Raw genomic sequence first — 19,515 nt, 5'->3', positions numbered from 1 at the left:
GCGGCCGGGTGTACCTGAAGAGCCTGACCCTCAAGGGCTTCAAGTCCTTCGCTCAGCCGACCACGTTCGCCTTCGAGCCGGGGGTCACCTGCGTCGTCGGCCCCAACGGCTCGGGCAAGAGCAACGTCGTCGACGCGCTCGCCTGGGTGATGGGGGAGCAGGGGGCGAAGACGCTCCGCGGCGGCAAGATGGAGGACGTCATCTTCGCGGGCACCTCCACCCGCGGACCCCTCGGCCGCGCCGAGGTCGCGCTCACCATCGACAACTCGGACGGCGCCCTGCCGATCGAGTACACCGAGGTGACGATCACCCGGACCCTCTTCCGCAACGGCGGCAGCGAGTACGCGATCAACGGACGCGGCTGCCGGCTGCTCGACGTGCAGGAGCTGCTGAGCGACTCCGGTCTCGGGCGCGAGATGCACGTCATCGTGGGGCAGGGACAGCTCGACGCCGTGCTGCACGCGACCCCCGAGGAGCGGCGCGGGTTCATCGAGGAGGCCGCCGGGATCCTCAAGCACCGCCGCCGCAAGGAGAAGACGCTCCGCAAGCTCGAGGCGATGCAGGCGAACCTGACCCGCCTCTCCGACCTCGCGGGCGAGATCCGGCGCCAGCTCAAGCCCCTCGGGCGCCAGGCCGAGGTCGCACGGCAGGCGCAGACGATCGCCGCCGTGGTGCGCGACGCCCGGGCGCGCCTGCTCGCCGACGACGTGGTCGCGCTCCGGACCGCCCTGGACGGCTTCGCCCGCACCGAGAGCGAGCGGCACAGCGAGCGGGTGGTCCTGCAGCAGCGGCTCGAGCAGGCGACGCTCCGGCGAGCGCGGATCGAGGCGGAGGCGGTCGGCGACGCGGTCGACGACGCCCGGCGCACCTCGTTCGAGCTGGAGTCGGTGCAGGAGCGGCTGCGCAACCTCTCGGCCCTCGCCGGGCAGCGGCTCGCGATGCTCGAGCTCGAGTCCGAGCAGCCGCAGATCCAGCCGCGCGTGACGCCGGCGCAGGTGGAGGAGGCGCGGGTCGAGTTGGAGCGCCTGCGGCAGGCCGTCCTCGACGCGGAGACGGCGTGGGTCCAGGCGCAGCGCACGACCGTCGCCGCCCGCTCCGCCCTCGACGCGGTCGACGAGGAGATCGCCGCGCAGGCGGCCCTCGTCTCGCGCTACGACCTCGAGCTCTCCACCCTCTCGGGGCAGGCCGACACCGCCGCCTCCCGTCTCGCGTCCGTCCGGGGCGAGGTCCTGCGCGCGCAGAACACCCTCGACGCGGCCGACCGGCGGAAGGAGGCGGCGCGGCGGGCGCTCGACGCTCTGGAGGCCGAGCTGGACGACGCGGGCCGTGGCCCCGACGGCGGCCTCGACGAGGGCTACGAGCTCGCCCAGTCCGCGGTCTCGGCCGCCGAGGCCGGAATCGAGCGGCTGCGCGAGGAGCTGCACGCCCTGGAGCGCGAGCGCGAGGCGCTGGCCGCCCGCACGGGTGCCCTGTCGCTGGCCCTCGACGTCTCGGACGGCTCGGCCGAGCTGATCGCCGCCCGGATCGAGGGGGTGCGCGGCCGGGTCGCCGAGCGGATCCAGGTGCGGCCGGGCTCCGAGGCCGCGATCGCCGCCGCCCTCGGCGCGGTCGCCGACGCCGTGCTGGTCGAGTCGACCACCCGGGCCGACACGGCTCTGGACGCCGCGCTGGAGCGCGACCTCGGACGCGTCGAGCTGCTGGTCGCCGACGCCGCCCGGCCGTACGTCGCTCTCACCGTTCCCGAGGGGGCGGAACGCGCGGGCGACCTCGTCTCGGCGCCGGCCGGGGTCCTCTCGCTCCTCGAGCGCGTGCTCGTGGTCGAGGACCTCGCCGCGGCGCGGCGCCTGAGGGAGCGCATCGATCCGGGCACCGTCCTGGTCACCCGCGACGGCGCGACCGTCTCCGACGCCGTGCAGAGCGCCGGCTCCGGCGGGCAGCGCAGCCGGATCGAGCTCGTCTCCGAGCGCGACTCCGCCGCCGCCCGGCTGGAGGAGGTCGAGGGCGGGATCGACCGGCTCCGCTTCGAACTCGCCGAGCAGACCGGAGCGCTCCGCGGCGCGAAGGAGCAGGCCGCGAGCGCGCTCTCGGCCCTCCGCGAGCACGACGCCGCCCGTGCCGCCCACACCGAGCGGCTCGGCGGCGTGCGCGCCCAGCTCGAGGCGGCCACCGCCGAGCACGGCCGGGGCTCGAGGGCGCTGGCCGTCGCCTCGGACCGGGTCGGCGACGCCGAGCGCGCGGCCCAGGAGGCGAGGTCGGCGCTCGACGCCGCGCGCGCCAGGCCCCGGCCGGTGCTCGACGCGAGCGCGCGCGACGGTCTGCAGCGCGACGTCGACACCGCACGCGAGCGCGAGATCGAGGCGCGGCTCGGCGTCGAGACCGCCAAGGAGCGGGTGCGGGCGGAGCAGTCCCGCGGGGAGGCGCTGGCCCGCCAGCTGGCCGCCGACCGCGCCGCCGCCGACGAGGCCGCGCGCCGCGCCGTGATCCGCCGTCGCCAGCGCGACGCGGCGGCCGAGGTGACCGCCGCGCTCCCCGCCGTCCTCGCCTCCGTCGACCGCTCCGTCCAGCAGGCCCGGGCCGAGCTCGTCGCGGCCGAGGCGGCGCGCTCGCAGCAGAACGCCGAGCTGCAGGGGCTCCGCCGCGAGGAGGGGAGCGTGCGCGACCGGCTCCAGTCCGTCACCGAGAGCGTCCACGGCCTCGAGCTGCAGATCTACGAGAAGAGGCTGCAGCTCACCGGTCTGCTCGAGCGCGCCGCGTCCGAGCTCGGGCTCACCGAGGACGTGCTGGTGGAGGAGTACGGTCCCGGAGTCGGCGTCCCCGACGAGACGGACGTGGAGCAGGAGCCGCGGCCCTACGTCCGCGAGGAGCAGCGCCGCCGCCTCGAGAAGGCCGAGAAGCAGCTCGGGCAGCTGGGCCGCGTCAATCCGCTCGCGCTGGAGGAGTTCGCCGCGCTGGAGCAGCGGCACGCGTTCCTGACCGAGCAGCTGGCCGACCTCACCGGGACCCGGCGCGACCTGCTCACCATCATCGAGGAGCTCGACGAGACGATGCAGACCGTGTTCGCCTCCGCGTTCGACGACACGCAGGCGGCGTTCGCGGACGTGTTCCCCGTCCTCTTCCCCGGCGGCACCGGCAGCATCCGCCTGACCGACCCGGAGAACCTGCTCACCACCGGCATCGAGGTCGCGGTGCGGCCGGCCGGCAAGAAGATCGAGCGGCTGTCGCTCCTCTCCGGAGGGGAGCGCTCGCTCGCGGCCGTGGCGTTCATGGTCGCCATCTTCAAGTCGCGGCCGAGCCCCTTCTACATCATGGACGAGGTGGAGGCCGCCCTCGACGACGCGAATCTCGGCCGACTGCTCAGCATCTTCGAGGACCTGCGCACCTCGAGCCAGCTGATCGTCATCACCCACCAGAAGCGGACCATGGAGATCGCGGACGCCCTCTACGGCGTCTCGATGCGGCAGGACGGCGTCTCGGCCGTCGTCGGCCAGCGCGTCGCCGCGCCCCCGGCCTGAACCCGCCTCCCCGACCGCTCGGAGGCGCGCCCGCCGGTAGCCTGGACCCATGGCAGAACGCACCTCCTGGTCGCTCGGCCGCGCACTGCGCGGCCTGTTCGAGAAGCGCACGATCGACGACCAGACCTGGGACGACCTCGAGACGGCGCTGATCACCGCCGACTTCGGCCCCGACATCACCGAGGAGATCGTCGACGACCTCCGCGCCAAGGTCGCCCGCTACTCCACCACCGACCCGCGCGACCTGCAGCGGATGCTCCGCGAGTCCCTCGAGGAGCGTCTGTCGAAGTACGACACGACCCTCAAGCTCAGCGAGCGCCCCGCCGTGATCCTCGTGGTCGGCGTGAACGGCGTCGGCAAGACCACGACCATCGGCAAGTTCGCCAAGTTCCTCCGCAACTACGGCCGGAGCGTCGTGGTCGGCGCGGCCGACACTTTCCGCGCCGCGGCGGTCGACCAGCTCGCCACCTGGGCGCAGCGCGCCGACGCCCAGATCGTCCGCCCGCAGCAGGAGCGCCAGGATCCGGCGTCCGTCGCCTTCCAGACCGTGCAGTTCGCGAAGGACACCGGCGTCGAGATGGTCATCATCGACACGGCCGGCCGCCTGCACACCAAGGGCGGGCTGATGGACGAGCTCACGAAGATCAAGCGCGTCATCGAGAAGCAGGCCCCGATCTCCGAGATCCTGCTCGTGCTCGACGCGACGACCGGTCAGAACGGGCTGAGCCAGGCCGAGGCGTTCATCGAGCACGCGGGCGTCACCGGCCTGGTCATCACCAAGCTCGACGGCTCCGCGAAGGGCGGCTTCGTCCTCGCGGTCCAGGAGCGCACCGGCATCCCGATCAAGCTCGTCGGCCAGGGCGAGGGCATCGGCGACCTCACCGGCTTCACCCCCCACGTCTTCGCCCAGCAGCTCGTCAGCTGAGCGGCCCCGCCCGGGACGACGCGCCGGCGCCGTCCCGGTGGCGGGCTACACGGCCTGCGAGAAGCCCAGTGCCGCGTCGGCGAGGTGGCGCAGGTGCTCCGGGACCGGCAGCCCCTTCGACTCCATCGAGCGCGCCCAGAGCCGGCCGGCCCGGTAGGAGGAGCGGACCAGGGGCCCCGCGAGGACGCCGAGGAAGCCGATGTCCTCGGCCTCCTCCTTGATCGCCACGAACTCCTCCGGGTGCACCCAGCGGTCCACCGGCAGATGCCGCGGCGTCGGGCGGAGGTACTGCGTGATGGTCACGATGTCGGTGCCGGCGTCGTAGAGGTCCTGCAGCGCCTGCGAGATCTCCTCCCGCTCCTCGCCCATGCCGAGGATGAGGTTCGACTTCGTGATCAGCCCCGCCTCCCGGCCCTGGGTGAGCACGTCGAGCGAGCGCTCGTAGCGGAACGCCGGCCGGATGCGCTTGAAGATCCGCGGCACCGTCTCGACGTTGTGGGCGAACACCTCCGGCTCCGCGTCGAACACCCGCTGCAGGTGCTCGGCGCGGCCGGTGAAGTCCGGGACCAGGATCTCGACCCCCGTGCCCGGAGCCTGGGCGTGGATCTGGCGGATGGTCTCGGCGTAGAGCCAGGAGCCCTCGTCCGGCAGGTCGTCGCGGGCGACTCCGGTGACGGTCGCGTAGCGGAGGTTCATCCGCGCCACGGACTCGCCGACGCGCCGGGGCTCGTCCGCGTCGTAGTCCGCAGGCTTCCCGGTGTCGATCTGGCAGAAGTCGCAGCGGCGGGTGCACTGGGCGCCCCCGATGAGGAAGGTCGCCTCTCGGTCCTCCCAGCACTCGAAGATGTTGGGGCAGCCCGCCTCCTGGCAGACGGTGTGCAGCTCCTCGCTCTTCACCAGCGACTGCAGCTGCCGGTACTCCGGGCCCATCGAGGCCTTCGTGCGGATCCACTCGGGCTTGCGCTCGATCGGCGTCTCGGCGTTGCGGATCTCCAGCCGCAGGAGCTTGCGGCCGCCGGCCTCGGCGCTCACGCGGCGACCTCCTCGATGCGGGCGGAGAAGGCGGGGGCCGCCTCCGAGAAGCGCGCCGCCACCCGCGCCCGCACCGCCTCCATGGGCGGAGCCTCGCCGCGCTCGCGCTCGAGCGTGGTCACTCCGGCATCGGCGATGCCGCAGGCGACGATGCGGGCGTAGGGCTCGAGGCTGTTCGAGACGTTGAGGGCGAAGCCGTGCATCGTCACGCCCGAGGCGACGCGGATGCCGATCGCGGCGATCTTGTCGGCGCCGCCGTCCCTCGGGATCCACACTCCCGAGCGCCCGTCGACGCGCCGCCCCTGCACGCCCAGGTCGTCGAGAGCGGCGATCAGCACGCCCTCCAGCGAGCGGACGTAGGCGACCACGTCGACGGGCTCGCCGAGCCGCACGATCGGGTAGCCGACGAGCTGGCCCGGGCCGTGCCAGGTGATCCGCCCTCCGCGGTCGACGTCGACCACGGGCGAGCCGTCGTCCGGGCGCTCGTGCGCCTCGGTGCGCTTGCCGGCGGTGTAGACGGAGGAGTGCTCGCAGAGCACGAGGGTGTCCGGCCTCGAGCCCGCCACCACCTCGGCGTGTAGGCGGCGCTGCAGCTCCCAGCCGTCGGAGTAGTCCAGGGGGTCCGCGGAGTCGCCCGCCACCAGTGTCTCGATCACCGGGCCACCCTAACCCTGTTCTTGGACCCGGACCAGTTAATCCGCTCCGCGGTGATCGCGTCGATCGCGAGCCGATCGGCGGCCGCGCCCGCCGACCCTCCGGGCCTCCGGTAGAATTCCGGGCATCATGGCTACTTTCGGCACCCTCTCCGATCGACTCGTCGAGACCTTCAAGAACCTCCGCACGAAGGGCAAGCTCTCCGCGTCGGACGTCGACGGCACCGTCCGCGAGATCCGGCGGGCCCTCCTCGACGCCGACGTGGCGCTGGAGGTCGTGAAGGAGTTCACCGGCAAGGTGCGCGAGCGCGCCCTCGGCGACGAGGTCAACAAGGCGCTCAACCCGGCCCAGCAGGTCGTCCAGATCGTCAACGAGGAGCTCGTCGCGATCCTCGGCGGACAGTCGCGCCGGCTCGAGTTCGCCAAGCGCCCGCCGACCGTCATCATGCTCGCCGGCCTCCAGGGCGCGGGCAAGACGACCCTCGCGGGCAAGCTCGGCAAGTACCTCGGCAAGGACGGCCACACCCCGCTGCTCGTCGCGGCCGACCTCCAGCGCCCCAACGCCGTTCAGCAGCTGCAGGTCGTCGGCGAGCAGGCCGGAGTCGCGGTCTATGCGCCGGAGCCGGGCAACGGCGTCGGCAACCCGGTCAAGGTCGCCCAGAACGCGATCCGCTTCGCGACCGACAAGCAGTACGACACGGTCATCATCGACACGGCCGGACGCCTCGGCGTCGACGCCGACATGATGAAGCAGGCCGCCGACATCCGCCGCGTCACGAACCCCGACGAGGTCCTGTTCGTCATCGACGCGATGATCGGCCAGGACGCGGTCGCGACCGCCAAGGCCTTCCAGGAGGGCGTCGACTTCACCGGCGTCGTCCTCTCCAAGCTCGACGGCGACGCCCGCGGAGGCGCGGCGCTCTCGGTCGCCTCGCTCACCGGCCGCCCGATCCTCTTCGCCTCCACGGGTGAGTCGCTCGACGACTTCGAGCAGTTCCACCCCGACCGCATGGCGAGCCGCATCCTCGACCTCGGCGACGTGCTGACGCTCATCGAGCAGGCCCAGTCCGCGTTCGACGAGGACGAGGCGCGCAAGATCGCCGAGAAGATCATGGGGGACACGTTCACCCTCGACGACTTCCTCGGCCAGATGCAGCAGCTGCGCAACATGGGCTCGATCAAGAAGATGATCGGCATGCTGCCCGGCGCGAAGGGCATGCGAGAGCAGCTCGACCAGTTCGACGAGCGCGAGATCGTGCGCACCGAGGCGATCATCCAGTCGATGACGAAGGCGGAGCGGGTCAACCCGAAGCTGCTCAACGGCTCGCGGCGCCTGCGCATCGCCCGCGGCTCCGGCATGACGGTCACGGACGTCAACCAGCTCGTCCAGCGCTTCGAGCAGGCCGCCAAGATGATGAAGACGGTCGCCAAGGGCGGCATGCCCTCGGTCCCCGGGATGGGCCCGGTGCCCGGCGCCGGCTACCAGGGCCGCCCGAAGCCGCAGAAGAAGAAGAGCAGCAAGTCCGGCAACCCCGCCAAGCGCGCGGCCGAGAACGCGGCGATCACCTCCGGGCCCCGCCCGGGCGACGCGGGCGGCTCCGGCTTCGGCCTGGGCGGCGGCGCCGGCAAGGGCGCCCAGCCCACGCCGGAGGAGCTCGAGCAGCTGCAGAAGCTCCTCGGGCGATGAGGCGGGTCGCGGCCGGACGCGCGGGCGGGATCCTCGTCCTCGCGGCCGTGCTCGGGCTCACCGGCTGCGCCGAGGGCTCCGGGGTCGACGCGATGACGGCGCCCTCCCCGGAGGACCTGGTCGGCCGCTGGGTGACGGGCGTCTCCTACGACGCGCCCGATGTGCCGTTCCTCCTGATCGCGGAGGACGGGACCTGGACGGGCTCCGACGGCTGCAACGGCGCGCAGGGCGAGTGGTCGATCGACCAGGCGGGCGCGCTCACCGTCTCGGCCGGGCCGAGCACGCTGATCGCCTGCGACGGCGTCGCGCTGCCGATGATCTTCTCGGAGGCGGCGATGGCCTCGCTCGACGGCGGACGGCTCCGCCTGTTCGACGACGAGGGGGCCACCGTCGTCAAGCTCGCCCGCTCCACGAGCGACGAGGCGCCCTCGGCGTCGCCGGACCCGGCGGGGGAGTAGCGCACCGTCCCTCCGCGGGCCGCAGCGGGGATCCCCGTGAGGCGCACCGCTCGCTAGCGTGAGGGCATGACAACCGCACACGCGCGCCCCGTCCGCATCGGCGTCCAGATCGCACCGCAGCACGTCCCCTACGAGGTCATCCGCGACACGCTCGCCGAGCTCGAGGACCTCGGCGTCGACATCGCCTTCAACTGGGACCACTTCTTCCCGCTCTCGGGAGAGCCGAACGGCCTGCACTTCGAGGGCTGGAGCATGCTCGCGGCCTGGGCCGAGCAGACCAGCCGCATCGAGTTCGGCCCGCTGGTCACCTGCAACAGCTACCGGAACCCCGACCTCCTCGCCGACATGGCGCGCACGGTCGACCACATCAGCGCCAAGGGCGCCGAGGGCCGTCTGATCTTCGGCATCGGCTCGGGCTGGTTCGAGCGCGACTACGAGGAGTACGGCTACGAGTTCGGCACTCCCGGCTCCCGCCTCGACGAGCTCTCCGAGGCGATGCCGCGCATCCGCCGCCGGTGGTCGATGCTCAACCCGGCGCCCACCCGCGACATCCCGGTGATGATCGGCGGCGGCGGCGAGAAGAAGACGCTGCGGATCGTCGCCGAGCACGCCGACATCTGGCACAGCTTCTCGGACGTCCCGACGCTCGAGCGCAAGCTCGGTGTGCTCTCGGAGTGGTGCGGCCGCGTCGACCGCGACCCGGCCGCGATCGAGATCTCGACCGGCGCGAGCGTGCGCGGCGGTGTCGGCGACGCCTCCTTCGACGTGCTCGACCAGCAGTACGACCTGGGCGCCCGCCTGTTCACGCTCGGCATCACCGGTCCGGACATCGACCTCGCGCCCGTGCGCGACCTGCTCGGCTGGCGCGACGGCCGGAACAGCACCGCGCGCTGACCCGGCGGGGCGCCGTCAGGGCGGCGCCCCGCGTCGGAGTCAGGCCGCCGGCGCGTCCGTCGCCTTCTGGCCGGTCGGCACCGCCCGGGCGAGGCCGGACTTCTCGGCCGCCACCTCGAAGGCGTCGGCCAGGGCGCGCTGGCCCTCGACGGTGGGATGCACGCCGTCCTCGCCGAGCAGCCCGTCCTCGCGGAGGGGGTCCGGGTACTCCAGCGCACCGCCGCCGGCGGCCGTCACGGCCTCGACCAGCGCCGCGTCGTACTCGTCGAGATCGGAGGGGCGCGGGTCGGGGCCCCAGACCGAGTCGAGCGCGATGAGCCGGGCCGAGGGCGAGGCGGACACGATCGCGTCCACCGCCGGCCCGATCGCGGCGTCCACGTCCTCCGGATCCCAGCCCAGGTCGTTGCTGCTGGCGATCAGCACGATCGCGTCGGGCCGAGTGTCGGCGATCTCCTCCGCGCGGTCGCCGATCGCGACGCCGCAGTCGCCCGGCTCGATGAAGCCGCCGCCGTCGCAGCCCAGGTTCGTGACCTCCCAGCCGAGGTCGTCGCCGACGAGTGCGGGCCAGGCCTGCTCCGGGTCGACCGTCAGACCGCGCACGATGCTGTCGCCGACGATCGTCACCCGGGAGCCGACGGGAAGAGAGCCGCCGATCGAGAGCGGCAGCGGATCGGCGGTGACGGTCGGGAGGGGAGTGGCGGTGCCGGCGGGGGACGCGGTCGCCGGGCCGGTCGTCGTCGAGGACGAGCAGCCGGCGAGACCGAGGGCCAGCGCGCCGATCGCGGCTGCGGCGAGGAGGGCGGGACGTGTCATGAGCGGGGATCCCGGAGCCCGTCGCGCAGCTCGCCCGCGAGCGCCCGGACCACCGCCTTGAGGTCGCCGTCGTTCGCCGCGGCCGTCCGCAGCTGGCGCTGATAGCTCGCTCCCGCGACCAGGATCAGCTCGACGTCGCCGAGCTCCTTCACGCAGTCGAGGCGCTCGGCGACCGGTGCGAGGGTGACGAGCAGGTCGCGGATGTCGTCGGTGACCAGCCGCTCCGCTCCGGCGGCGTCGAGGATGATCTCGGCGTCGAGTCCGTAACGGGCCGCGCGCCACTTGTTCTCGCGCACGTACCAGGGCTGCATCGTCGGAAGGTCCTCGCCCGCGTCCAGCCGCGACGAGAGGTGCTCGACGAGGCACTGGATCAGCGCGGCGACCGCTCCGATCTCCTCCGCGGAGGAGAGGCCGTCGCACGCGCGCATCTCGAGAGTGCCCCACTGCGGCGAGGGGCGGATGTCCCAGCGGACCTCCGTGTGATCGTCGATGACGCCGGTGCGCATCATGTCGTCGACGTACTCCTCGTAGTTCGCCCAGGCGCCGAACTGCGGAGGCAGGCCCGCCGTCGGCAGCTGCTGGAACATCAGCGCGCGGTTCGAGGCGTAGCCCGTGTCGACTCCGCCCCAGAACGGGCTCGACGCCGAGAGCGCCTGCAGGTGCGGGTAGTAGTCGAGCAGGGAGTTGAGGATCGGCAGCACCTTGTCGCGGTGCTCGATGCCGACGTGCACGTGGATGCCCCAGATCATCATGTTCCGGCCCCACCACTGGGTCCGGTCGATGAGGCGGTGGTACCGCTCCTTGTCCGTGATGGCCTGGTCGAACCACTGCGCGAACGGGTGCGTGCCCGAGCACACGAGGTCGAGTCCCATGGGGTCGGTGATCTCGCGCACCTGCCGCAGCTGGTCCTGCAGATCGGCGACCGCGTCGCGGACGGAGGTGTGCACGCCGGAGACCAGCTCGACCGTGTTGCGCAGGAGCTCGCCGGTGATGTGCGGGTGCAGGGCGCCGTCGTCGCTGCGGAGCGCCTCCAGCACCACATCGGCGACGTTGGCGAGATCGCCCGTCTGCCGGTCGACGATCGCGACCTCCCACTCGATCCCGAGCGTGGAGCGGTCTGATGCGGCGAAGCTGATCTCCATGGCGTGGTCCTCATCGGATCCGGGCGTCCGCCGATCGGGACGCGCCTCGCCATCCTGCCACCTGCGGCCGGGGCGGACGCCGAGCCCCGGCGGAGGCCTTCCCGGTCCCGCGCGGCCCGCTCCCGCGAGGGTGCCGCTGGTCGGCGGCGTGCCGGGCCCGCACCGGGGCGGTTTTTCTGGCAGAATGATCCGTCGGGTCCGAGGCGGTCGACCCTCTACTCACCGCCGACGAAACCCCCTCGAGCTTCCGCCGGGTGTGCCCCCACGCTCACGGCTCAGTTCATCCATCATCGACCGGACACCGGTCAACGACCACACAGGAGAATTGTGGCTGTCAAGATTCGTCTGAAGCGCCTCGGCAAGATCCGGGCGCCCTACTACCGCATCGTCGTCGCCGACTCGCGCACCAAGCGCGACGGCCGCGTGATCGAGGAGATCGGCAAGTACCACCCGACCGAGCAGCCCTCGTTCATCCAGGTCGACTCGGAGCGCGCGCAGTACTGGCTCGGAGTCGGCGCGCAGCCGACCGAGCAGGTCGCCGCGATCCTCAAGCTGACCGGCGACTGGGGCCGCTTCAAGGGCGACGCCGACGCCGTCAGCACCGTCCAGGTGAAGGAGCCCAAGGCTCCGTTCGTCGTCGACGCGAAGAAGAAGCCCGTCCTCAAGCCGAAGTCCGAGGCTCCGGCCAAGGCCGCCCCGGTCGAGGACACCGCCGACGAGACCTCCACCGAGGCGTAGTCAGTGCTCGCTCCCGCCGTCGAACACCTCGTCAAGGGGATCGTCGAGAACCCCGATGAGGTCAGTGTCGTGGCCACGAGCTCCCCGCGCGGAGAGGTCCTCGAGGTGCGCGTGCACCCCGAGGACCTCGGCCGCGTGATCGGACGCTCCGGTCGCACCGCCAAGGCCGTCCGCACTCTCGTCGCCGCGCTCGCCGACGGGCGCCGCGTGCGCGTCGACGTCGTCGACACCGACAAGTAGAGGTGTCGGTCACCGGACCGGGCACGACGCAGCTCCGCGTCGCCCGACTCACCAAGGCACACGGGCTCAAGGGCGCCATCAAGCTCGAGCTCTACACGGACGAGCCCGACAAGCGCTTCACCCCCGGATCCACGTTCACGCTGCAGGTCCCGCGCACCTCCGAGTGGCACGGCAAGAAGCTCGAGCTCGTCGAGCTTCGCTGGTACAACAGCCACCCCGTCGCATTCTTCCGAGGCGTCGACGACCGCAACGCCGCTGAGACCCTCCTGAAGGCGATCCTCTGGATCGACGAGGAGGTGCAGACCCAGCCGGGCGAGGACGACTCCTGGTACGACTACCAGCTGGTCGGCATGAAGGTCGTCCGCGACGGCGTCGAGGTCGGCACCGTCCGCCGCGTCGACCACTTCCCCGCGCAGGACCTGCTCATCGTCGGCACCCCCTCCGGCGAGGTGATGGTGCCGTTCGTGAACGCGATCGTCCCCTCCGTCGACGCCGCGGCCGGGATCGTCACGGTCACGCCTCCGATCGGCCTGTTCGAGGAGGCCCCCGAGGAGGAGCCCGCCGCGGTCGACCTCAGCGGTGTCGACCTCGCGGACCCGGCGCTGAGCGCGCCTGCGGACGCCGACGCGACGGACGCCTCCGATGACGCGGACTCCGCTGACGCGGACGCCGCTCTCGAGGAGCCCGCCGACGACGAGCCCCCGGCCGCCTCCGAGGAGGAGCCCCGGTCGTGAGGATCGACATCGTCACGATCTTCCCGGAGTTCTTCGGCGTGCTCGACATCAGCCTGCTCGGCCGTGCTCGGCAGAGCGGGCTGATCGAGCTCGGCGTGCACGACCTGCGGGACTTCACCCACGACCGCCACCGCACCGTCGACGACACGCCCTACGGCGGCGGCGCCGGCATGGTGATGCGACCGGAGCCGTGGGGCGAGGCGCTCGACACGATCCTCGACGGCGCGGACGACCCCGTCGTGATCTTCCCGTCGCCCGCGGGCGAGCTGTTCACCCAGGCGACCGCCCGCGAGCTCGCGGAGGAGTCCACCCTCGTCTTCGGCTGCGGCCGCTACGAGGGCATCGACCAGCGCGTCGTGGACCACACCGCCGAGCGCGCGCGGGTCCGGCTGATCAGCCTCGGCGACTACGTCCTCAACGGAGGAGAGGTCGCCGTGATGGCGATGATCGAGGCCGTCGGACGCCTGGTCCCGGGCGTCGTCGGCAACCCGGCGAGCCTGGTCGAGGAGAGCCACTCCGACGGGCTGCTCGAGTACCCGAGCTACACCAAGCCGGCCTCGTGGCGGGGCCTCGACGTCCCTCCGGTGCTCCTCAGCGGCAACCACGGGGCGATCGCCGCCTGGCGCCACGAGCAGAGCGTCGAGCGCACGCGCCGCGTCCGCCCCGAACTGCTTCCCTAGCCCCGAGCCGCACGGTCACCGGGCCGCGAGGGCCAGGTGCCGGTCGCGGAGGGCGAGGAAGAGGGGGAACGCGAACGCGAGGGCGACCAGCGGCGCGAGCAGCACCAGGATCCACACGCGGCGCATCCCGATCCGGCGGCCCTCCACCACCATGAATGCGACGGCCGCGATCGCGACGACCAGCAGGTCGGTCGAGAACGACGACACCCACGGCCCGCCTGCGGCGAGGCCGGCGAGCAGGTCCGCGCCCTCCTGCATAGCCCTCACGTTCCAGGTCCAGGTCCCGATCAGCCCGGCGAGGGCGAGGACGAGGTAGACGATCCCGAGCGGCGTCCAGCCGCGGTGCAGCCGGCTCATGCGCGGGCCTCCGTTCGTGCGAGGGTGAGGATCGTCCCTCCGGCGAGGGCGACCACGGCCACAGTAGCGACGGCGAGGGTCAGCGCGTCCGGTGCGGTCAGCGCCTGACCGCGCAGCGCCTGCCAGCAGGTGAGGGCGACCGCGGCCGCCCAGCCCGCCGAGGCCAGTGCGACGAGCCGCAGCCGGGTGGATCCGGGGCGCAGGACGGGGATCCGGGCTGCCAGCCGTCCGAGCAGCAGCGCGAGCAGCGGGAGCCCCTGCAGAGCGTGCATCCCGACGAAGTGCGGGATGCGCAGATCGCCCCCCGTGGTGCTCCAGCCCAGGAGGGGGAGGCCGGGTCCGCCGTCCGCGACTCCGACGGCGTGCGCACCGACGACGCCCTGGTAGTCGCTGATCTGGCCGGGCGAGGGCCCCGTCATCAGGAACGCGAGGGCCATCCCGACGAGCCCGATCACGAGTCCGGCGCGGACGGCGAGCGTCAGCGCAGGGTCGCCGAGCGGCACCCGCGCCAGGAGGGCGGCGAGGACCAGCGTCGCCAGCCAGACCACCATGATCGAGACGGCCATCGAGGCCCAGAGCGCGGCGTGCAGGGGAGTGGAGACGTCGAAGTGGCTGCGCTCGCCGACCAGGGCGGCGCCTCCGATCACGACCATCTCGACCGCCAGACCGACCGCCGCGACCGTGCCCAGCGCTCGGGCGAGGCGGCGCCGGCGGGGCACGAGCCCGATCAGCCAGGCGAGCGTCACGGCGTACAGCGCGATCGAGAGGCAGAACTTCAGCGGCTTGCCCCAGAGCGGCTGTCCGCCGAGCTCGCGGGGATCGACGACCAGCGCGATCGCGCAGAGGAGGGCGCCGACCGCCATCGCGCCAGCGAGCACCAGGAGCGGCCGGTGCGGAGCAGCTGAGGCCGTGCGCGCGGGCGTCTCGGTCGCGGCGCTCATCGGGGCACCTCCGTCGAGCCGAAGCGGCTCTGCGTCTCGCGCGCCTGAGCGACGCGCCGGAGCGACTGCAGCACCACGTCTCCGAGCGCGGTGCCGACGGCGGCGACGGCAGCCTGCTCGCTCACGCTCTCACGGGCCTGCAGTTCGTCGAGGTCGGCGGAGGCGACGAGGGCGGCGGCGCGGGCGTAGGCCTCGAGCCAGCCGGCGCTCATCGGTCCGGTGGAGAGCTCGAGCGCGTCGAGCGCCCGTGCCGCCGTCGCGACGGCAGGGTGGCCGCAGTGGTCGGAGCCCGCGGCCTCGGCGATCCGCCGCGTCGACGCCTCGGTGGCGGACGCGGTCGAGTCGGTGCTCACGGAGACCACGTCCTGTGCCACCTCGAACGCTGCTGTCGGACCGACGCCCGCGTCGAGCGCGGCCGTGATCCGCTTCGCGCCGGCGATGCCGACGCCGCCGCTCTCGATGAGCGCCCGGAGCAGCGTCAGGCGGGCGACATGGGCGTCCCCGTACTCCGCCCGCTGGGGGCCGGCGGCGTCGCCCGGCGGCAGCAGCCCCTCCCGGATGTAGTACTTGATCGTGGGCAGGCTGACGCCGCTGCTGCGGCTGAGCTCCGAGATTCGCACGTGGACAGTATCGCTATCCGATAGCGGTACTGTCCATCTTTAGTCAGTCCCGCGCGGAGAGGACGATGTTCCCCGTCTCGGTGATGGCGATCGTGTGCTCCATGTGGGCGCCGCGCGAGCCGTCGCGGCTGCGGAGGGTCCAGCCGTCCTTGTCCGTGTAGATCTCGTCGGTCGTCTGCAGGAACCACGGCTCGATCGCGACGACGAGGCCCGGGCGGAGCGGGTAGCCGCGGCCGGCGCGTCCGTCGTTGGGGATGTGCGGATCGCCGTGCATCGTGCGGCCGACGCCGTGGCCGCCGAAGTCGGTGTTGATGGACAGGCCCTCGGCGTGTGCGACGGCCGCGATGGCCGCGGAGATGTCGCCGATCTTCTTCCCGGGCTGCGCAGCGGCGATGCCGGCCTCGAGCGCGCGTGTGGTGGTGTCGATGAGGGCGAGGTCCTCCTCGCGCGGCGTCCCGACCACGACGCTGATGGCCGAGTCGGCGACCCAGCCGTTCACGGAGGCGGCGAAGTCGAGGGTGAGCAGGTCGCCGTCCTTCAGCCGGTAGTCGAAGGGCAGGCCGTGCAGCACCGCGTCGTTGACGGAGGTGCAGATGACCTTGCCGAAGGGGCTCGCGCCGAAGGAGGGGTGGTAGTCGATGTAGCAGGACTCGGCGCCGGCCGTGCGGATCATGTCGTGGGCGAGCCGGTCGAGCTCCAGCAGGTTCACGCCGACCGCGGCGGCAGCGGAGGTGGCCTTCAGTACCTCGCCGACGAAGCGGCCGGCGGGACGCATCTCCTCGATCTCGGCGGGGGTGCGTAGCTCGATCATCCTGATCCTCTCGGGGTCCGCTGAGCCGTCACTCAGCGGTGGTGGGTACGGTCGGTGCATGCGCACGCGACGGGCATTCGGTTCCTGGCAGTTCCCGGCGGCGATCGTGCTGCCCTTGTGGATCCTCCTCGGCTACGGGGTCTTCGGAGGATCGAGCGGCTGGACCGTGCTCGGCCTGGTGATCGCCCTCCCCATTCTGGCGGTCGCGCTGGCGGCTGTGGCCGCGATCGTCGCATTCCGGGTGACCGTTCGGCCCACGCGCACTCCCGCGTGGGGCGACGTTGCCGTGGTCGGTGCCTGGCACCTCTCCCTGATCGCCTTCGGCTTCTTCCCGCCCGGCGCCTGGGCGCTGGGCCTGCTCTCGGTGGTCCTCGGAGTGGCGGCCTTCTGGCACTCGGGGTGGCGGTTCCTCGCCGACGCGAGGGCCACTCTCCTCGCCTTCTCGGAGGCGGCGTCCGTGCAGGCCGAGGGCGCTCACCGCCCGGTCGCCGGCGAGGGCTTCGATCCGGAGCGCCCGCAGGACGGGCAGACCATCGTCCTCTGAGGGGTCGGGCGTCCCGCGAGGCGCTGTTCCACTGCGAGGCCCCGCCCTGTTCCACGGCTCGGCCCTCTCGACGGATCCGCCCGCTGCGCGGCTCTGCCTCCGGGTGACCCTGCCCTGCTCATGACCCTGCTTTGACTCGGATCGACGCGGCATGGCAGAATGAGCGCTTGTGCCTCGCGCAGGCTCTGCCACAGGGGAGCCGCGACGACGTGGGCACGACCGACTTCCATCAACGAAACGGTGTTCGACCTGTGGCGGGCACGGAGAGCGATACAGCATGCACATCCTCGATTCCGTCGATGCGGCGTCCCTCCGCAGCGATGTCCCGGACTTCCGCGCCGGCGACACCGTCAAGGTCCACGTCAACATCGTCGAGGGCTCCCGCTCGCGCATCCAGGTCTTCCAGGGCGTCGTCATCGGCCGCTCCAACGAGGGCGTCCGCGAGACCTTCACCGTCCGTAAGGTGAGCTTCCAGGTCGGCGTCGAGCGCACGTTCCCCGTGCACTCGCCGGTCATCGACCACATCGAGGTCGTCACCCGCGGTGACGTCCGTCGCGCGAAGCTCTACTACCTGCGCAACCTGCGCGGCAAGAAGGCCAAGATCAAGGAGAAGCGCGACGCCTGAGCGGCATCCGCACGACTTCTCGGGAACCCCGGTCCACCTATGATGGACCGGGGTTCCTCCCTTTCTCGGGGGCGATCCGTCCGGGGAGTCCACCCGGTGATGCACAGTAGGGGCGACGGCGAGCGATGACAGACAGCACGGCCCCGGTCCGCCTCCCCGGAGGCGAGGACCACGCCCGCCACTCGGCGGATCCGTCCGAGAAGCGCCCGCGCAAGCGCCGGGGAATCCTGCTCTTCCTCCGCGACGTGCTGATCATCTTCGTGGTCGCGGTGCTCGTCTCCTTCCTCGTGAAGACCTTCCTGATCCGCTCGTTCTACATCCCCTCCTCCTCCATGGAGCAGACGCTCGTCGAGAACGACCGGATCCTCGTGAACGAGCTCGTACCCGGAGTGGTGAAGATCTCGCGCGGCGACGTCGTCGTCTTCCGCGATCCCGGCGGATGGCTCTCGCCGAGCTCCGAGCCCAACGTGCCGCCGTTCCAGGCCGCGGTCGACTCCGCCCTCGCACTTGTCGGCCTCACCGCTCCCGACAGCAACGACCACCTCATCAAGCGCGTCATCGGCCTGCCCGGCGATCACGTGACCTGCTGCACGCCGCTCGGCCAAGTCGAGATCAACGGCAACCCGATCGACGAGCCCTACGTGAAGCTGCCCGACGGGGTGCAGGCCGTCTCGGCCACCCCCTTCGACGTCGTCGTGCCCGAGGGCTCGCTCTGGGTGATGGGCGACAACCGCTACAACTCCGCCGACTCCCGCTACAACACCGACAAGCCGGGCGGCGGCTTCGTGCCGATCGACAACGTCGTGGGCCGCGCGATCCTCGTGACCTGGCCCGTGCAGCAGTGGGCGTGGCTCGACGACTACCCGTCGGTGTTCCGCGGAGTCGACACCGAGGCCTCCGAGGAGGGCTCGGACGACGCGCAGAGCGGGCAGGGCTAGGTGGTCGTCGCCGAGCCGACGCTGACGCAGGAGCGGAGCCTCTTCCGGCAGGGCTACGAGACGGTCATCGGCTGCGACGAGGTCGGCCGCGGCGCGATCGCCGGCCCGGTGTCGGTCGGTGTCGTGTCGATCGGCAGCCGTTGCGGGCGCTTCCCCGAGGGGCTCCGCGACTCCAAGATGCTCGCTCCCGCCCGCCGCGAGGCGCTCCTGCCGGGAGTCGCGAAGTGGGTCTCGGCCTGGGCGATCGGCGAGTCCTCGGCGGACGAGATCGACGAGACCGGGATCATCGCGGGCCTCGGCCGCGCTGCGTCGAGGGGCATCGAGCGCCTCGCCGACCAGGGCGTCGACCTCGCCACCGCCGTCGTCCTCCTCGACGGCGCCCACGACTGGCTGACGCCCGCGCTGGGCGAGTGGGCGGCCGAGCTGACGATCGTCACCCGCGTGAAGGCCGACCGCGACTGCGCCGCCGTCTCCGCCGCCTCCGTGCTCGCGAAGGTGGGCCGGGACGGTCAGATGGTGCGCCACCACGACGACTTCGCCGACTACGCCTGGGACAGCAACAAGGGCTACGGCAGCGCCGCGCACTGGGCGGGCATCGAGCGGGTCGGCCCGTCCCCGCTCCACCGGGTGACCTGGCTGTCGAAGTCGCGGGAGAGCGTCGAGGAGCCGCTCCCGGCGCTCGGGCCCGTCGGCTCGGCGTAGGATTGTCCAACGATGGATGAGGACGAATTCGAGGACTACGACCGCGAGGTCGAGCTGGCACTGTACCGGGAGTACCGCGACGTCGTCTCGCAGTTCTCGTACGTCGTCGAGACCGAGCGCCGGTTCTACCTGGCGAACGAGGTCGACCTGGTCCGCCGCGACACCGAGCACGACTTCTACTTCGAGCTGACCATGCGCGACGTGTGGGTCTGGGACGTCTACCGCTCCGACCGCTTCGTGAAGTCGGTGCGCGTGCTGACCTTCAAGGACGTCAACGTCGAGGAGCTCTCCCGCAAGGAGTTCGAGCTCCCCAAGGAGCTCGCGCTCGACGAGTAGGGCGCTGTCGCGGCAGGCTCCGGACCCCCTGCTGGTCGCGTAGCCGCCTCCGCCGGCGCATCGAGACCCGGTGCCCGGAGCCCCACCCTGCTCCGGAGCTCTCTCGGATGCGCGGCTCCGCGGGTCTCGTCTT

22 protein-coding genes are annotated in these 19,515 nt (G+C 72.2%); 14 read left to right on the top strand and 8 right to left on the bottom strand.

The annotated features are described in order from the left end of the window. The first annotated feature begins 8 nt into the window (after positions 1-8). Complete coding sequence (gene smc / locus C5C35_RS07245; RefSeq protein ID WP_104226885.1) at positions 9-3,512, top strand: chromosome segregation protein SMC; 3,504 nt, start codon at positions 9-11, stop codon at positions 3,510-3,512. A gap of 49 nt (positions 3,513-3,561) precedes the next feature. Beyond that, on the top strand, positions 3,562-4,437 hold the full coding sequence (ftsY, locus tag C5C35_RS07240) for a signal recognition particle-docking protein FtsY (protein ID WP_104223920.1): 876 nt from the start codon (positions 3,562-3,564) through the stop codon (positions 4,435-4,437). Between the two features lie 45 nt (positions 4,438-4,482). Here the strand turns inward: ftsY and lipA are convergent, their stop codons facing one another. Then, entirely contained in the window at positions 4,483-5,469 is a 987-nt protein-coding gene (gene lipA / locus C5C35_RS07235; RefSeq protein ID WP_104226884.1) for a lipoyl synthase, read from the bottom strand. Then, positions 5,466-6,125 carry a lipoyl(octanoyl) transferase LipB gene (lipB, locus tag C5C35_RS07230; RefSeq protein WP_104226883.1) on the bottom strand — a complete coding sequence of 220 codons (660 nt, stop codon included), beginning with the start codon at positions 6,123-6,125 and terminating at the stop codon, positions 5,466-5,468. Before lipB ends, lipA begins: the two co-directional genes overlap by 4 nt. 127 nt (positions 6,126-6,252) lie before the next feature. On the opposite strand from lipB, the gene ffh reads away from it, so the two are divergent. The 3 genes from ffh (at position 6,253) to C5C35_RS07215 (ending at position 9,161) form a co-directional block, all read left to right on the top strand. Further along, positions 6,253-7,809 (top strand): signal recognition particle protein, encoded by a 1,557-nt coding sequence (gene ffh, locus C5C35_RS07225; protein WP_104226882.1) that lies wholly within the window; start codon positions 6,253-6,255, stop codon positions 7,807-7,809. Then, entirely contained in the window at positions 7,806-8,267 is a 462-nt protein-coding gene (locus tag C5C35_RS07220; protein ID WP_104223916.1) for an META domain-containing protein, read from the top strand. Before ffh ends, C5C35_RS07220 begins: the two co-directional genes overlap by 4 nt. A 66-nt stretch (positions 8,268-8,333) precedes the next feature. Then, positions 8,334-9,161, top strand: coding sequence for an LLM class F420-dependent oxidoreductase (locus tag C5C35_RS07215; protein ID WP_104262843.1), 828 nt, complete (start codon positions 8,334-8,336; stop codon positions 9,159-9,161). Positions 9,162-9,200: 39 nt separating this feature from the next. On the opposite strand, the gene C5C35_RS07210 is transcribed toward C5C35_RS07215, so the two are convergent. Continuing rightward, positions 9,201-9,974, bottom strand: a complete 774-nt coding sequence (locus tag C5C35_RS07210; RefSeq protein WP_104226879.1) for an SGNH/GDSL hydrolase family protein — start codon at positions 9,972-9,974, stop codon at positions 9,201-9,203. Then, complete coding sequence (locus C5C35_RS07205; RefSeq protein WP_104226878.1) at positions 9,971-11,116, bottom strand: glutamate--cysteine ligase; 1,146 nt, start codon at positions 11,114-11,116, stop codon at positions 9,971-9,973. Before C5C35_RS07205 ends, C5C35_RS07210 begins: the two co-directional genes overlap by 4 nt. Positions 11,117-11,443: 327 nt before the next feature. Here C5C35_RS07205 and rpsP point away from each other — a divergent pair, with 327 nt between their 5' ends. Genes rpsP through trmD form a run of 4 tightly spaced genes read left to right on the top strand, consistent with a single transcriptional unit; the run spans position 11,444 to position 13,508 of the window. Further along, entirely contained in the window at positions 11,444-11,854 is a 411-nt protein-coding gene (rpsP, locus tag C5C35_RS07200) for a 30S ribosomal protein S16 (protein ID WP_104223912.1), read from the top strand. 3 nt (positions 11,855-11,857) lie between these two features. Continuing rightward, a complete protein-coding gene (locus C5C35_RS07195) occupies positions 11,858-12,094 on the top strand; it encodes an RNA-binding protein (protein ID WP_068210678.1) in 237 nt (78 codons plus the stop codon). Between the two features lie 2 nt (positions 12,095-12,096). Continuing rightward, on the top strand, positions 12,097-12,828 hold the full coding sequence (gene rimM, locus C5C35_RS07190; RefSeq protein ID WP_104260575.1) for a ribosome maturation factor RimM: 732 nt from the start codon (positions 12,097-12,099) through the stop codon (positions 12,826-12,828). Continuing rightward, positions 12,825-13,508: a tRNA (guanosine(37)-N1)-methyltransferase TrmD gene (gene trmD, locus C5C35_RS07185; protein WP_104226875.1), complete on the top strand. Its 684-nt coding sequence runs from the start codon at positions 12,825-12,827 to the stop codon at positions 13,506-13,508. Before rimM ends, trmD begins: the two co-directional genes overlap by 4 nt. Before the next feature lie 15 nt (positions 13,509-13,523). Here the strand turns inward: trmD and C5C35_RS07180 are convergent, their stop codons facing one another. From C5C35_RS07180 to map, 4 genes are read right to left on the bottom strand one after another with little or no spacing between them, the layout of a single operon-like run. Then, the gene (locus C5C35_RS07180; protein WP_104223909.1) at positions 13,524-13,865 is read right to left on the bottom strand and encodes a DUF2834 domain-containing protein; all 342 of its coding nucleotides are present in this window, start codon (positions 13,863-13,865) and stop codon (positions 13,524-13,526) included. Then, entirely contained in the window at positions 13,862-14,806 is a 945-nt protein-coding gene (locus C5C35_RS07175; RefSeq protein ID WP_104262842.1) for a hypothetical protein, read from the bottom strand. Before C5C35_RS07175 ends, C5C35_RS07180 begins: the two co-directional genes overlap by 4 nt. Then, on the bottom strand, positions 14,803-15,426 hold the full coding sequence (locus tag C5C35_RS07170; RefSeq protein WP_104262841.1) for a MerR family transcriptional regulator: 624 nt from the start codon (positions 15,424-15,426) through the stop codon (positions 14,803-14,805). The genes C5C35_RS07175 and C5C35_RS07170 overlap by 4 nt, the downstream gene beginning before the upstream one ends. A gap of 43 nt (positions 15,427-15,469) precedes the next feature. Beyond that, positions 15,470-16,237, bottom strand: a complete 768-nt coding sequence (gene map / locus C5C35_RS07165) for a type I methionyl aminopeptidase (RefSeq protein ID WP_104223906.1) — start codon at positions 16,235-16,237, stop codon at positions 15,470-15,472. A gap of 58 nt (positions 16,238-16,295) precedes the next feature. On the opposite strand from map, the gene C5C35_RS07160 reads away from it, so the two are divergent. From C5C35_RS07160 to C5C35_RS07140, 5 genes are all read left to right on the top strand, one after another. Further along, entirely contained in the window at positions 16,296-16,781 is a 486-nt protein-coding gene (locus tag C5C35_RS07160; protein ID WP_104247628.1) for a hypothetical protein, read from the top strand. 277 nt (positions 16,782-17,058) lie between these two features. Beyond that, positions 17,059-17,406 carry a 50S ribosomal protein L19 gene (gene rplS / locus C5C35_RS07155; protein WP_104223904.1) on the top strand — a complete coding sequence of 116 codons (348 nt, stop codon included), beginning with the start codon at positions 17,059-17,061 and terminating at the stop codon, positions 17,404-17,406. A gap of 125 nt (positions 17,407-17,531) precedes the next feature. Further along, entirely contained in the window at positions 17,532-18,344 is an 813-nt protein-coding gene (gene lepB / locus C5C35_RS07150) for a signal peptidase I (RefSeq protein ID WP_104262840.1), read from the top strand. Further along, on the top strand, positions 18,345-19,046 hold the full coding sequence (locus tag C5C35_RS07145) for a ribonuclease HII (RefSeq protein WP_104262839.1): 702 nt from the start codon (positions 18,345-18,347) through the stop codon (positions 19,044-19,046). 12 nt (positions 19,047-19,058) lie between these two features. Further along, entirely contained in the window at positions 19,059-19,382 is a 324-nt protein-coding gene (locus tag C5C35_RS07140; RefSeq protein WP_055792576.1) for a DUF2469 domain-containing protein, read from the top strand. The last annotated feature ends 133 nt before the right edge of the window (positions 19,383-19,515 follow it).

It is taken from the genome of Rathayibacter sp. AY1F8, assembly GCF_002932165.1.
In the GTDB taxonomy this organism is placed as follows: domain Bacteria; phylum Actinomycetota; class Actinomycetes; order Actinomycetales; family Microbacteriaceae; genus Rathayibacter.
This window is presented reverse-complemented; position numbering and strand designations above follow the sequence as displayed.

Excerpts from the sequence above, each read along its gene's own strand:
- rplS (WP_104223904.1), top strand. The coding sequence starts at position 17,059 with ATGCACATCCTCGATTCCGTCGATGCGGCGTCCCTCCGCAGCGATGTC.
- map (WP_104223906.1), bottom strand. The coding sequence starts at position 16,237 with ATGATCGAGCTACGCACCCCCGCCGAGATCGAGGAGATGCGTCCCGCC.
- lepB (WP_104262840.1), top strand. The coding sequence starts at position 17,532 with ATGACAGACAGCACGGCCCCGGTCCGCCTCCCCGGAGGCGAGGACCAC.
- C5C35_RS07220 (WP_104223916.1), top strand. The coding sequence starts at position 7,806 with ATGAGGCGGGTCGCGGCCGGACGCGCGGGCGGGATCCTCGTCCTCGCG.
- C5C35_RS07175 (WP_104262842.1), bottom strand. The coding sequence starts at position 14,806 with ATGAGCGCCGCGACCGAGACGCCCGCGCGCACGGCCTCAGCTGCTCCG.
- C5C35_RS07205 (WP_104226878.1), bottom strand. The coding sequence starts at position 11,116 with ATGGAGATCAGCTTCGCCGCATCAGACCGCTCCACGCTCGGGATCGAG.
- ffh (WP_104226882.1), top strand. The coding sequence starts at position 6,253 with ATGGCTACTTTCGGCACCCTCTCCGATCGACTCGTCGAGACCTTCAAG.
- C5C35_RS07140 (WP_055792576.1), top strand. The coding sequence starts at position 19,059 with ATGGATGAGGACGAATTCGAGGACTACGACCGCGAGGTCGAGCTGGCA.
- C5C35_RS07215 (WP_104262843.1), top strand. The coding sequence starts at position 8,334 with ATGACAACCGCACACGCGCGCCCCGTCCGCATCGGCGTCCAGATCGCA.
- ftsY (WP_104223920.1), top strand. The coding sequence starts at position 3,562 with ATGGCAGAACGCACCTCCTGGTCGCTCGGCCGCGCACTGCGCGGCCTG.
- C5C35_RS07180 (WP_104223909.1), bottom strand. The coding sequence starts at position 13,865 with ATGAGCCGGCTGCACCGCGGCTGGACGCCGCTCGGGATCGTCTACCTC.
- C5C35_RS07210 (WP_104226879.1), bottom strand. The coding sequence starts at position 9,974 with ATGACACGTCCCGCCCTCCTCGCCGCAGCCGCGATCGGCGCGCTGGCC.
- C5C35_RS07160 (WP_104247628.1), top strand. The coding sequence starts at position 16,296 with ATGCGCACGCGACGGGCATTCGGTTCCTGGCAGTTCCCGGCGGCGATC.